At 40.4% G+C, this 14530-nt stretch carries 6 protein-coding genes; 5 read left to right on the top strand and 1 reads right to left on the bottom strand.

Annotated elements, in window-relative coordinates; all coding sequences use genetic code 11:
* Nucleotides 1-459: 459 nt before the first annotated feature.
* Nucleotides 460-1926 (bottom strand): GntR family transcriptional regulator, encoded by a 1467-nt coding sequence (locus tag NE665_RS21610; RefSeq protein ID WP_117443733.1) that lies wholly within the window; start codon nt 1924-1926, stop codon nt 460-462.
* A 202-nt stretch (nt 1927-2128) separates the two neighbouring features.
* On the opposite strand from NE665_RS21610, the gene NE665_RS21605 reads away from it, so the two are divergent.
* The 5 genes from NE665_RS21605 (at nt 2129) to NE665_RS21585 (ending at nt 14158) form a co-directional block, all read left to right on the top strand.
* Entirely contained in the window at nt 2129-3778 is a 1650-nt protein-coding gene (locus NE665_RS21605) for a diguanylate cyclase (RefSeq protein WP_178759791.1), read from the top strand.
* Nucleotides 3775-4143, top strand: coding sequence for an Hpt domain-containing protein (locus NE665_RS21600; RefSeq protein ID WP_117443727.1), 369 nt, complete (start codon nt 3775-3777; stop codon nt 4141-4143). The genes NE665_RS21605 and NE665_RS21600 overlap by 4 nt, the downstream gene beginning before the upstream one ends.
* Entirely contained in the window at nt 4140-6692 is a 2553-nt protein-coding gene (locus tag NE665_RS21595; RefSeq protein WP_117443728.1) for a response regulator, read from the top strand. Before NE665_RS21600 ends, NE665_RS21595 begins: the two co-directional genes overlap by 4 nt.
* 152 nt (nt 6693-6844) lie before the next feature.
* The gene (locus NE665_RS21590) at nt 6845-7285 is read left to right on the top strand and encodes a recombinase family protein (protein ID WP_117443729.1); all 441 of its coding nucleotides are present in this window, start codon (nt 6845-6847) and stop codon (nt 7283-7285) included.
* Between the two features lie 255 nt (nt 7286-7540).
* A complete protein-coding gene (locus tag NE665_RS21585) occupies nt 7541-14158 on the top strand; it encodes an InlB B-repeat-containing protein (protein ID WP_117443730.1) in 6618 nt (2205 codons plus the stop codon).
* Nucleotides 14159-14530: the final 372 nt, after the last annotated feature.

The raw sequence follows: 14530 nt of genomic DNA, 5'->3' as shown, positions 1-14530 counted from the left end.
ATCAAAAAATTCAATATATCCTTCAAAATATACAAAAAAAGACAATTTCATTTCGAAAATTGCCTATATACAATAAAAAGCCTATGTCCTTACGAAAAGGTATAGGCTTTTGTCAACAATCTGAGACCCGCTATGGCGGGTTTTTCTTATATAGTGTGAGAATATAAGACATACTTTCTGATAATATAGCGGAATGCTTATCAAGCAAAATTCAGTTTACTTATCTATCGCTGCTATTCATCTATCAAATGTCCATAAGCATATCAAATAGGATAAATTGATAAAATAAAAGAAAGAGCGAATTGCCATTATGGAAAGACAGCCTGCTTTTTAGATAAAATTGATGATATTTTCGATAGCTAAAACGTAGAGCAGGAAAAGAAAAACAATAAAAATCGATGAAAAGAAAGAGTAACCATGCCGGAAATATAGATATACAAATGCTTTCAAATGAAGTTTTCAATAATACTTCTCCGGTAACTGGATGGATGCAGCGGAAGAAAATCCGTATTTGTTTGTCATGATGTCTCTGGCATGCTGAAATATGTGGTAATAGCAATCAGCAATTCGATTAGCAAATTCTATGTAGTCTCCTGTATGCAACTCATGTACTGCTAAGCGCAGACCTTTATTAACTGTCTGCAATACCTGCTTTTTATGATCGTAATAAGCAATATAATGCCCCCATTCTGTGAGGCGAAAGGCCTCTTCCAGTATGCTTTTCAGGGGTTGTGCATCCGTATGGTATAAAATAGCTTCAAATATATCTATAATACAGATAGAATCCGGAAGATAGAGCTTTTCCTCTAAACTCTTCAGCTCCTTTTTCTTGAATTTTGCGGCAGCATTAACCGTTGCAGGATGCATGATCAATGCCAGTAATTGCAAAGCATGCAAGTACCGCAATGCCTCCTCTGTTCGTCCCGGATTGGGAAGAATCTGCCTTACACGGGTATCATCCGGGGTTATAATCATTGTACCTTTTCCATTTATCGTTTTGACAAAGCCTCGTTGTGAAAGTTCTGTCAGTGCTTTTCGTATTGTGGAAACAGAAACATTATAGATTGCAGCCAATTGCTTTTCACTGGGGAGAAAAGTGCCACGCGGATAATCACCGCGGCCTATTCTGCGGTTCAGATCACTGACGATGCGAGTATAGAAATAATCCTTGCCGCGCGTTGGTCTCCATGAAAAGGCAGCAGGGCTCTGCAGGGGATAAGTCTCCAATGTATCTGCCAGATGCTGCAGAGTTTCTTGAACAGCATATACAAATTTGTGAAGAAGATGAGTCAGCTGAGTATACATAACATGTGTATCCTTTTCTTTCAGGATACTGATAAGATTTGCTGTTATGGGGATGGAATCCTTTCGTAAGACTTTCAGAAAAAAGGTACTGTTTTCTGTGAAAAAGCTTAAATGAGAATGTAGTTCAAAGACAGAATAAAGGTTTCCCAGCAAGGGACTTCCTCCAACTGTCAGAATTTCTTTTAACAGATTTGATACAGGACGCCACCCTCCGGCGGAAATCCCCATACGGGAGACCTTTATAGCTTTTTTGTAATGATACAGGATTTCCAGATCACAGTGCTTTGCTGCAAAGCTTAACAAGGAGGGAAGTATTAAGGCGAATGTCTGATATAACTGTAGAATGTTATCACGACTTCGCAAAATGTCAATACCTTCCGTCCCCTGCTTTATTACGGCTTCTCGCGGTAATACGATAGGAGCGATGCGAGGTTTTATTTCAATATATCCCTCCTTTTGCAGTGCATCAAAGACGCGATTGATGGTATAACGACTCACATTGAATTGATGACAGAGTATTCTTGAGGAGGGCATATAATCACCGGGTGGTATTTGGTTTGTAAGGATGCGCTGCTTTACTTCATGATAGACAAATGAGAATTTCGTTTCTTGTGCTTCCATACCCATATCCTTTCCGGTTTTTTTCCATTATAGTATGCGACCTTCTGTTTGTCAGTATGCATATGCGAAGCTATTTGTTCACCTTACCAATTTTGTATAAAACGTATGGGTATACCTTACCAATCGGGATGTTGTCAGGGTGTTTAACTGAAATTATAATAAAATCGTGAAGTATACCTTGTTATGAAAGCGATGGATGCATGTGAATAAACAAAAAATTCTTATAGCAGATGATTCAGAAATAAACAGAGCTCTTCTGATTGAAATCCTTGAGAACCAGTATGACATTGTAGAAGCAAAAAATGGAGTGGAGGCAATAACTCTTCTTTCTCGCTACAAAACGGAATTTTCACTTTTATTACTGGATATCATGATGCCGGAAATGGATGGTTTCGAAGTTTTGGCTTTTATAAAAAAAAGAAGCTGGAATGCCAACCTCGCGGTTATTATGATCTCTGCGGACAATTCTCCTGAGAATATAAAACAGGCATATGACTTCGGGGCATTTGATTATATAAGCCGGCCATTTGACCCTGCGATTGTCCAGCATCGAATAGCGAATACAATGCTGTTATATGCGCGGCAGCATTATCTCGAAGAAATAATTGCACAGCAATATCAAAGTCAGGAAGAAAATAATAAGCTGATGATTTCTATCCTATCCCATATTGTAGAATTTCGTAATGGTGAAAGTGGCTCGCATATCCAGCATGTTCATACGATAACAAGGCTTTTGTTGGAAACCCTTGTTCACCAAAGCACTTCGTATATGCTGACAGATACCGATATAGACATCATCAGCATAGCCTCAGCACTTCATGATATAGGGAAAATCGCGATACCCGATGCAATTTTAAATAAACCGGAACAATTAACAGCTGAGGAGTTTCAGGTAATGAAGACGCATACGGAGATTGGCGCTAAAATGCTAATGGAATTACCGGCGGAACAGCGGGAATCCGAGCTTGTCAAGGTAGCCATTGAAATTTGCCGCTGGCACCATGAGCGATATGATGGAAGCGGCTATCCGGATGGGCTGAAGGGAGAAGAGATACCGATCGCAGCACAGGTGGTAGCACTGGCAGATGTATATGATGCACTAACCAGTGAGAGGTGCTATAAAAAGGCATATTCACATACTAAGGCATTGCACATGATTGTAAATGGAGAATGCGGTGTGTTTAATCCAATGCTTATACAAGGTCTGATAGACATAAGTACTACACTTGCATTAAATCTTACCTATGATCAAACGGATTCCTATAATGTGCAGGGCTTGTTGAAAAAGGGAATACAGCATAAAAGGCGTGATGCTGTGAACACTCTGACCTATGAAGAAACTCTTGAATTATTATATACAGATGCATTAACAGGAGTATATAACCGCAGATATTATGAAGATTATATTCTTCTTCATGAAATACAAAATCTCTCCGTAATTGATATCGATAATTTCAAGGCTATCAATGATTCCTATGGTCACTTTGTCGGAGATATCGTTTTACAAAAAATCGCCAAGCTGATATGCTCCAGTGTTAGAAAAGGAGACACTGTTATACGTTATGGCGGAGATGAGTTCATCATTATCTTTTGGAATCTGCCGATAGCGTTGTTCACCAAACGCTTAGAAAAGATACGCAATTCTGTATCTGAAATGACGCTGGCGGACTATCCAAATCTAACTGTTTCGGTGAGCATTGGCGGTGTATATGAGAAAGGGGGAGCTGAAGAGCTTTTCATAACTGCGGACGAACTCATGTATCAAGCGAAAGCGAACAAAAATCTGGGGATAGTGAGTCTTTTGAAGGAAGAAACAGCGGATTCGGATAAAAGAGAGGAAGACATACGATGAATTTAAAGGATTGCTATACTGCTTTTGGCGGTGATTATGAGGAAGTGATGACAAGACTGCGCTTAGAAAAGACGGTTACGAAATTCCTTTTGAAATTTTCCGAGGACAAGAGCTTTTTTATGTTCATAGAGGCTTTTGCTCGCAAAGATTATGATGAGGCCCTTCGCTTTATCCATATGCTAAAGGGAATCTGTCAGAATCTTTCGTTTACCAGGCTGTATGAATGCAGCAGTCAAATTACAAAAGCATGTAGAGAAGGAGATTATCAAAGCGTGGAAAAGCACCTTCCTCAGCTTTCTAAATTGTATGATCAGCAAATAGCTGCCATAAAAGCGTATCAGAGACTGGGAGATTTTTGTAAATGAAAACGCAGCGCTCACATCGGTATGTAATGCGATTTCTAGCATTCAGCTTCACTGGTTTTCTGCTGATCAGCATGGCTGTTTTTGGCCTGCTCGTATTTTTTATGGATCAGAAAAGCAATAAAAGTATTTATAAGGTCGGCGAACTATATATGTCGGGAATGAATCGTGAGATTTCAAAAAATTTTGAGAATGTTATAGATTTACGTTTCCGTCAGGTTGAGGGCATTATTACCGCTGTTACGACAAAGAACAGCAATAAGGAGAATCTGTACAACGAGCTGGTCTACAGAGCACAAATCAGAGACTTTGAATATCTGGCACTCTGTTCCGATAAGGGAAGTATTGAACCCCTTTATGGAGAACAAATGCAGCCCAAGAATCCAGAGCCGTTTGTAAAAGCGCTAAAGCAGGGGGAACATCGAGTGGCTATAGGAGTGGACGCAAATGGACGCGAAATAGTTTTATTTGGTGTTAAGGCTGTATATCCGATGGAAAGTGAAGAGAAATCAATTGGCTTGATAGCAGCAGTACCGTTAGCATATATTACTGATTTCTTATCACTGGATGATGCAACTGACATACTGTATTATCATATCATACGTCCTGACTATAGTTTTGTAATACGCAATGAAAATCCGGAGCTATGGAAATATTTTGATCAATTACATCAGGGAAACGGCACAAAACAAAACAATCCGCTGTATGGTCTTGCAGCGGCATGGAAGAGACAGGGGAATTATGCAACAACGTTGGAAGTTCAGGGCGAATACCGGCAGATTTTTGGAACCGCGTTACCAAACTCTGAATGGATTCTGGTTGCAGTTATGCCGTACGGTATATTAAGTGAGACGATGAATGCTTTAGGGTCTCAAAGGATGATGGCAACCATGCTTGCCTGTAGCTTTGTCATAGGTTATTTATTGATTATATTCATTCGTTTTTATTATATCAGCCAGCAGCAGGTACAGGAGCTTGATCATGCTCGAAGACTTGCAATGGAGGCAAATCAAGCAAAAAGTGAGTTTTTAGCAAATATGAGCCACGATATCCGAACACCGATGAATGCAATTGTAGGGATGACGGCGATAGCTGAAAATCATATAAATGATCGGGAACATGTGAAGGACTGTTTGAAAAAAATCACACTGTCCGGTAAACATCTGCTGGGACTTATCAACGACGTTTTAGATATGTCGAAAATCGAAAGCGGTAAATTGACCTTGTCTTCTGAGCAGGTATCTTTGAAAGAGGTTGTGGAAGGAATTGTCAACATAATGCAGCCGCAGGTGAAAGCAAAGCAGCAGAGCTTTGAAGTACAAATCGATACGATAGCGACAGAGCATGTATGGTGTGATGGTGTACGCTTAAATCAGGTACTGTTGAATCTGTTAACAAATGCGGTAAAGTACACGCCGGAGGAGGGATTCATTCAATTAACTTTATATGAAGAGAAATCTTTAAAGGGAGAAGACTATGTGCAGCTACATATCTGTGTAAAGGATAATGGAATCGGAATGTCTCCTGATTTTTTGAAAAAAATATATGATTCCTATAGCAGGGTAGATGATGCAAGAGTACAGAAAACAGAGGGAGCAGGCTTGGGAATGGCGATTACAAAATATATAGTTGATGCCATGCAGGGAACCATAGATATACAGAGTGAGCTGCAGAAGGGCACTGAAGTTCATATAGCCCTCGATTTTGAAAAAGCTCCTTCTGCTGCTTATGATATGGTTCTTCCTCCATGGAAAATACTCGTTGTAGATGATGATGAGCTGTTTGGCAAAAACACTATCCGTATCTTGAAATCTATGGGAGTTCATGCTGAATGGACGCAGAGCGGGGAAGCTGCCATTGAATTGCTGATTGAGCATAACAGAAACAGAGACGATTATCAAATAGTATTATCGGATTGGAAGCTACCCGGTATGAATGGTGTTCAGCTGGCAAAAGAGATACGGCATCGATTAGGAAATGAAATGCCTGTTATATTGATATCGGCATATGACTGGAGTGAATTTGAACAAGAAGCGCGTGAAGCCAGTATCTCTGGGTTTATTTCAAAGCCTCTGTTCAAATCAACATTATTTCATGGTCTAAGACAATATATGGATATGGAAATAAAAAAGGATGAGGATAGGAATACAGATATGCGTCTATCCGGATACCGTATTCTGCTTGCTGAGGATAATGAATTAAATGCGGAGATTGCACGAGAATTGCTAATGGATATAGGGATGGAGGTTGCGTGGGCAGAGGATGGACGAAGCTGTTTAAAGATGTTTGAAAAGTCACCTGTTGGATATTATGATGCTATCCTCATGGATCTTAGAATGCCGCATATGACTGGATATGAGGCTGCACAGGCGATTCGTACATCAAAGCATGCAGCTGCTGTATCAATACCTATTATCGCTATGACAGCAGATGCTTTTTCTGAAGATATTCAAAAATGCCTGCGTTGCGGAATGAATGCCCATATTGCAAAGCCAATCGATCTTCAGGTGCTTACAAGGCTCTTGAAGAAATATTTGGAAACCAGCAGTTAGACACGGGGATAGCATTGCTTAGTGAAGTGAATTACTAGGTGCTGTAAAAATATAATGCATGGAAATCCTGCAGTGGTGTTTTGGATTTCGTATGACCTCACTAGCGCATGGAAATTAGATGCAACGTATAAAACATAAGAAAGGATACTGGGATGAAACATAAAAATTTGAAACTTACATCATTCACCGCTCTGGGAGAGGATGTCATACAGGTGGAAAATGAATTGCGGGAATATGCAAAAAACGGAATACAGCTATCCATTCAGGGGATGGTCATTGATGCAGCTGTACTTTCTTCCTTTTATGAATATATTATAGATTTGAACCGCAAGAAGATGAAGGAAAGTCAGCATAGAGGCATCCAGAAGGCTTTGCAAAGAAAATTAGAGGGAAAAGGAAATTATGGACGGCCATCAATTGATTTGCCGAATGACTTTGAGGAACAAATAAGAAAACGTTTAGTTGACAGGGAGGCATTAAGTGAATACCAAAAAGAACTGAACATCAAGAGGTCTACCTTTTATCGGCATGCAAATCTTATCAAGCATGCAATCCTAATGGAGGAGGCAGAACAGAATATTCAAAAGAAATAATGGGAAGACATGTCTTATGTACTTAACAGAATAAGGTGACACCTTCAATTCCATCCTTTTATATCATCGATTGATTATGCTATTTGCCTTTAAAATAATCAGCGGATAGCGTGGAGACTTCAAGAAATATTATATTTTAGAAGTTGAGCAGATTATGGAAAAGCGATTTCGTTGAGAATTTGGAATTTTATATAAGTAACGAAGCTTATTATACTATCAGGTTATTATTAGGTTTTAGAAAGTGAGTGATTGATCATGAGAGGTCTGAAGAAGATACGAGGGAGAAATCTTGTATGTGCAATCCTCTGTACGGGGATTACTGTTACAAATATAGCGGGGGTTCTGGCTGAGGAGTACAAGGAAGAGGACTCTTTTCTTTCTGAGGAGAAGATACCCGAGTCAAATGCAAACAAGCAACAAGACGCGGATAAGCTGAACGAGACATCGCAAACGGAGGATCCATCAACAGAAGCACCAGAGCATAAAGCTGACAATGTGTTATCCGAGATGCCGAAAAAGACTTTGGCAAAAGAAAATCTGGGAATGCAGATTACGACGGCAGTAATTAAAGATGATGCAGGTACGGAACAATCCTTGTTAGAAGGAAATGGCTTTTTTACCATTGATTATACGAAGTCGGTAACTTTGCATGTCAAAGTTCAAAGCACACTGAATTTAAAGAATAAAAGGGTGGAAATAAACGTTCCGGACGGTCTGATCGTCGTAGAGTATCCAAAACCAAATTCTATGACAGGCCTGGTAGCGAGTGTATCACCAGAAAATATCGAAGAGTTGAATAGTGATAACACCTATGGAAGCTATCGCCCTAAATCCGGTACGATTACCTATTCTCTTCGTGATACAGCAGAATATAGCAGCTTCAATATCATTTTGGCACCGGATACCACACTTTGGAATAAGAAACTTGGCGCAACGATGAAAAATCCATTAGAAGTCAGTGTTTATTCCGGACAAGGGGATGAACAAAGAGAATATCAGAAGGTTTCCGGAAAAGCTGTAATCGCAGGTGACAAGCTTACTTCTGGCCCTGTTATGACCTCTTGGGATTCAAAGAGAATAGTTCCTGCAGCAGCAAATACACCTTTTAAAATGCAGCAGATTCGTTTTCGCCCGGACAAAACCCGCTACAGCATGGGGATGTTCTTTCAAAAACTGGAGGTTACTATCGCGCTGCCGTACAATAGTACAAGGGGCACCTATGCGGAGTATGTGCGGACAGATTTTGATACAAAGGAATATGGCGATAACTGGATGGATCCTGTTCATCACAAGGATGAGCAGAAATTTCAATTTAATGAGAAAATCGACAATATCAATCATACTGTTACTTTGATCTGGGAAAACATGTATATTCCCCGGGATGATTATTTCACGCCTTATTTTCAATGGAAGGATGGAGAGCCTTGTGATGCTGAAGATAAAATTGAGTGGAGAAATCCGAAGATTCAACTTATAAAGGCGGACGGAATAGGGACAGTTAATCCTACAGCAGTGGGTGGAACGATTACCTATGCAGACGGTCTTTATGAAACGACTGCGAATACTGTCAATATATTAAACAACGATTTTAATAAGGAAAATTTGGATCAATTCGAGGCCGGAAACGCGAGTGATATAAGGATGGAGGGACAAAGCTCAGGCGATGGTATCTCTGGGAAACCAGGTATTGTCAGCGTCTATGATTCAGCGCCGGATATGGTCTATTTCCTTGGGCAGTTTCTTGTGTCTAACCAAGGGACAATGGAGAGTGAACCACAGACTGTGGAATTTATTTATCAGGACTCGGATGAACTTGGAGTAATTGCACAGCGAATTCCTGCTACCAGTGGGAATCAGATTGAGGTTTGGTATACGACGAACAAGACGTCAGAAACGAAATACTCCCATGCACTTACAAGTATCAACGGCTTTGCTTTGTTCACTGCTGAGATGGCAGGGCTCAAGAAGGACGAGTATTTCACCAATATACGCGCAAATGTCGGTGTTTATGATGCTAACTATATGGGCTATGTCGAGTCTCGAACAGCAGATCCGTCTTCCGCTTGTGCAGGAACATTGGGAAAGCTAAAAAAAGCCACGGAACCTAAAAATATCCCATCGTTTGTGACTATGAAAATGTACGATACGCAAACCCGTGATGAAACTGTTGTTCCAGCTACCTTCGACGCAAAATTTGTTTCAGCCAGTGAGAGCAATCAGGTGTCTCTTGCGCTGATAAATACAATAGAAAATGGCAAAAAAATTCCAGTATTGGATATACATTCCACGATTGCCGGAGAGACAGTTCAATTCAACGGTGTTATCGCCTCCACGGCGTATCCGTACTCAATTCATAGGCTGGTAATGGATACGGAAATCTATATCCGGTTACCAAAATCCATTAAGATAGAGAATTTGAAGCTAACCAGATTGGAAGGAAGTACGGCCGACCGCGTCCTGTTAGGGGATGGTACGCCAGAGACTGGAAAGGTAAAAAGTGCTCCATTGCAGGAAAAGACGGATTATACTATTCTTGATAGTGAATGCGCGAATGATTACAGAATGTACAAAATTTCATTTGAGAGTGGCAAGGCTCCGGTCGGCTGGTTTACGCAGAATCTGGGACAGTATCAGATTGGTCTGTCTTTCGATATGAAAATTGATAAGGTTGCGGATGCCATGGCCCTGGATATGCGGAACTGTGTGCGAATAAAAAGTGCATCTCTGGCATCTGATAAGGCCGGTGGTACGCAGAGTGAATATATACAGTCAGATACCGATGATTGGGATGGCGATGCGGATACAACAGAGAAATTTTGTACCTTTAATAAAAATGCTGATGATACAAAGCTATCAATTGTAGCGGCGCGTCTTGGTCTGAGCTTTGGCTTTGGCGCAAAGCTGTCTGAGGGTGATTCTGCTGATATCAGCGATAAAGGATATGCCAATTATGAGATAGATAAGAAAATTGAGTTTTTAAAAGAAGATACTCATAGCATTGATTTTCGGTTTACTGCCAAAAACGAAACCGGCAGACCATTTGGTGAGGAAGACGCAAAAGCCTTTTATTATTATATTCCAGTACCCAAGAAGGGGGACAACTGGGATACCCATATTCAGGACAAGCCGTTTGAATTTAATATGAAAATGAGTGGACCTGCTACGATGATAGGAAGCTCTCAAAGTGATTTACAGGTGCAGTATAGTACAACGGTTGATTCCAAAGCAGCGATAGGTGATCCGCTCTATTATAATAATAAAGATAATTATGTAGATGCAGATAAAATATCAGATTGGTCTACAGTAAAAATGCTTCGTATCAGCGCGAAGGATACGGTCACAGAAATACCAAATAATGCAGAAATAAAAATCTATCTGCATTATGAAGCAGAAAAGGCAACATCAGCTTTGGTGGGGAGTGTTGTTAATTTCGGGCCTTGCGGGTATACGCCGTATACAGTAGGTAATGAAGAAAACGGTGGACATATGCCTTTGCCGCATATACAAGCGGAGTTCCAGACAGGAATCATTGAAGGAAAGATTTTTGTAGACAGGAATTTCAATGGCGTTTATGATGAGGATACGGACGAGCTTTACAAAGGTGATGTAAAGATAGAAGCGCCTCATCAGAATGCAGTGGGAAGTGACGATACAGAAAGTCATGAAACAACTGCGAAGAACGGAACTTTTAAATTTACCGGACGCCGAGCTGATACTTACCATGTGAAAATTACAAACCCCGGGAATACTGATATAAATAGCGCATATCCTTTGAAGTTCTCGTTGCCGGAAGATGGGATATTTAAAGAAGACGGCAACAACAAGAGTGCTACAGGCACCATTGTTGTTAACTGTGACGAGGAAAATCTCAAAAAGAATACGAATTTATCGATTGGGCTTCAAGCGCCTCACACGATTACTTTCAAAGCAGAAAATGCTACGATCAGTAAGGCAAGTATAAAGGTATGGCACAAAAATACGGTTGGGACGATTCCAACTGTTAAAGAAGCAGATGGCTGGCGTTTTGATGGTCAATGGTCTGATGCCGATAATAAAGTATATAGTACCGAGGAGCTCAAAGAATTGCCGATCATGAAGGATAGGATGTTTACCGCTCAGATAAACAAGCTTTACACCGTACGTTATGATGGTAATGGTGGCACTGGCGATGTGCCGGGATCCTCTGCGCACATTGCCAATGAATCTGTTCCAATAGCGGCAAAGCCGGACAATTTGAAAAGAGAAGGAGCAATCTTTGCCGGTTGGAGTAAGGAAAAAATATCCTCACCGTTATCAGCGGATGCTTCACAAGAGGTCATTAACAAAATTATTATTGATGATGTGCTTTCGATGCCGGAAAAGGACCTTACGCTTTATGCGGTATGGGCAATCGATGGAAATGGTAATGGAAATCCTGACTATAATGATGATGCTGTACACGTTCGATACCATGACGCTGCTTCTGATCGTAAAGATGTGATTTGTCCTCATTATCATGTAGCAGGTGAGAAAGTACAGCTATCCTCAACTGCTAAGGATATTGCGGGTAAGCAGATAGAGCATGATGAATCAGGGAGCACGGAAGGGACATCTGGAAGCTTTACCTTTGAAAACGGGAATCATATTTTTGTGGGATGGAGTATTAAACCGACTCTTGATACGATTATTACAAATTCAAGGGAATATGAAACGCTGAAAGACAGCATACAGACAGAAGTAACGATGCTGGAAACGGATGCTGCAGATCCAGATGGAAATACCAATGTTTACGCCGTGTGGGCTGCTGATAGCAACAATAATGGAATAGCAGACTATCTGGAGGAACATCAGCTGGTATATGATGCCAATGTCATCGAAGGTAACGTTGAAAATATGCCTACCAATGACAACAAGATTTATTTACCGGGTAATAAGGCCTCATTGAGCGAAACAGTGCCAAGTCACAGTGAGGTGAATGGCAAGAAGGTAGTATTCCTCGGCTGGACAACAACACAGAGTCCTCATATCTGCGAACGGACTCATACACCTATAGAAACAATTAAAAAAGTTACCTTTGGTAATGAAAACGTTACGGTTTATGCAGCCTGGGGCTATGATGAGAATGGCAACGGTACAGCTGATGTACTGGAGACATATTCTTTGAAGTATGATTTAAATGGTGGCAATGGAACTACACCGGCAGAGAAAAACGGCATCAAACATGGTGAGAGTATTGCTATAACAGAGGAGAAGGGCTTTACACGTAAAGCGAGAGAAATTTTTGTCGGCTGGAGTCGCCAGCCATACAGCGCAGCTTTTACTGCAGAACAAAAGGCCGACATAGAAAACGTATTGATTAGCGGAAACACTATCGTCATGGGTACTGAAAATGTAACACTTTATGCAGTTTGGGCAGAAGATCGCAATGGAAATAACCAGGCAGATTATACGGAGGCACTCTCACAGCTGTTATATTCAGAAAATGCTTTTAACGATGGAATCGTTCAGAACATGCCGAAGGATATTAACAAATATTTGCCGAAAGAGAAGGCGATACTATCAGATGAAAAGCCAATGCATAGTAAGGTAGATGGAAAGGCTGTTGTTTTCATTGGCTGGACAACAAAGGAAAACAATAGAATTTATCAATGGAATGATTGTGAATTGGAAACAATCACGGAGATTATATTTGGAAAAGAAAATATAACAGTGTATGCGGCCTGGGGATTTGATGAAGATGGTAATGGAACGGCCGATGTACTGGAGGACTGGGGAGTCATTTCCTATGATTTGGCCGGTGGAATATCTCCGGATGGCATTGAGAAATATGATGAGGAAGTTATTAAAATTGGTAAAACGCATATGGTTAAGACAGCTCCGATGAAAGACGGGTATAAATTCATTGGTTGGAAGTATAAAGATAAAGTGTATCAACCAGGTGACAGCATAGAGGTGAAGGCTCAGACAGCTTCTATGAAGCTGATTGCCGAGTGGAAAGGTGGTAATCTGACAATATCTAATCTTGTAGATGGAACTAAGGGAGATACGAAAAAGGATTTCCATTTTCGAGTATACCTTCAGGATACAAAAATTAACGGATTGTTCGGTGATATAAGCTTCAAGAGTGGTGTGTCAGACGAATTTACTCTGAAGCATGGGGAACGTAAGTCTGCCATAAATCTTCCGTTAGGAACAGCGTATGAAGTTGTTGAGGTTGAAAGTAATCAGGATGGTTATATCACAACCTCAAAAGGTGCGAAAGGCAAGATTACAACGAATGTTTCAACAGTGGAATTCCTTAATACGAAGAACAGTACGCCAACAGAGCCTGAGGTTAAAACCGGAAGTCTGATGATTTCCAATACAGTAGCCGGAAATGAAGAAGAAAAGAAAAAGGACTTTACATTTACCGTGACTCTGAGTGATAAGAGAATCACGGGTGTTTATGGAGACATGAGATTTAAGCAGGGTGTAGCGAGCATTGTTTTAAAGCATGAAGAGAGTATTACTGCTAAAGGTCTTCCTTCCGGAATTCGCTATACAGTAGAGGATACCGATAACAACAAAGCCTACAAGGTGGAAAAATCGGGAGAAACTGGAATCATTAAGGAGGGAGAAATAGCTTTTGCCAAGTTTTTGTCTTACAGAAAGGATAGTGTTGATATCGATGAGGGGGTAAAGGATAATGTAACAAGTCCTTCCTGGCAGAATGAAAAGGATAATGATTTGGAGTCTTCGGTGAATGTGAATACACCAGGGACAAAGACAAAAGAAGTACCGGAAACCGGAGATAAATTCAACAGATCGCTTTGGGTGTTACTCTTAGTAGCTTCAGGTATAGTGATTTCTATTTTAACAGCCTCAAAAAAAAGAAAAGGAACACACGGTAAATAAATAATGGCGAGCTTGATGCGTTAGCGTCAGCTCGCCGCTTTTATTCTGAAAATGGTTATTAGGGAGACACTGTAATCATGAAGTAGTCTTCCTTAAAATGATATCAAGTGGCTATCTGTATAAAGCTATACTTCAAAATGCTTTTGAATGTTTTCTAAAACATTCTGATTTGGAAAGAATGTGAAGAAATCGCAAGTTGTTTCTTACGCTGTGTAAGGAATAGAAAAAAGCCCTGAACAACAGGGCAATGGCATCAACCTAAGGAAATGTGGTTGATGCCATTTTTAAATATTGTGTCTTAACTACAAAATAACTGAAGGAATCATATTTTTTGGTACACAAAAACTCATTGATTATGCGTTAGAATTTTTC

This window comes from Clostridium sp. DFI.1.208 (assembly GCF_024463855.1).
Classification (GTDB): domain Bacteria; phylum Bacillota_I; class Bacilli_A; order Erysipelotrichales; family Erysipelotrichaceae; genus Clostridium_AQ.
This window is presented reverse-complemented; position numbering and strand designations above follow the sequence as displayed.

What these genes read in the sequence shown, in the direction of transcription:
- NE665_RS21610 (WP_117443733.1), bottom strand. Translation starts at nt 1,926, where the DNA reads ATGGAAGCACAAGAAACGAAATTCTCATTTGTCTATCATGAAGTAAAG.
- NE665_RS21600 (WP_117443727.1), top strand. Translation starts at nt 3,775, where the DNA reads ATGAATTTAAAGGATTGCTATACTGCTTTTGGCGGTGATTATGAGGAA.
- NE665_RS21595 (WP_117443728.1), top strand. Translation starts at nt 4,140, where the DNA reads ATGAAAACGCAGCGCTCACATCGGTATGTAATGCGATTTCTAGCATTC.
- NE665_RS21590 (WP_117443729.1), top strand. Translation starts at nt 6,845, where the DNA reads ATGAAACATAAAAATTTGAAACTTACATCATTCACCGCTCTGGGAGAG.
- NE665_RS21585 (WP_117443730.1), top strand. Translation starts at nt 7,541, where the DNA reads ATGAGAGGTCTGAAGAAGATACGAGGGAGAAATCTTGTATGTGCAATC.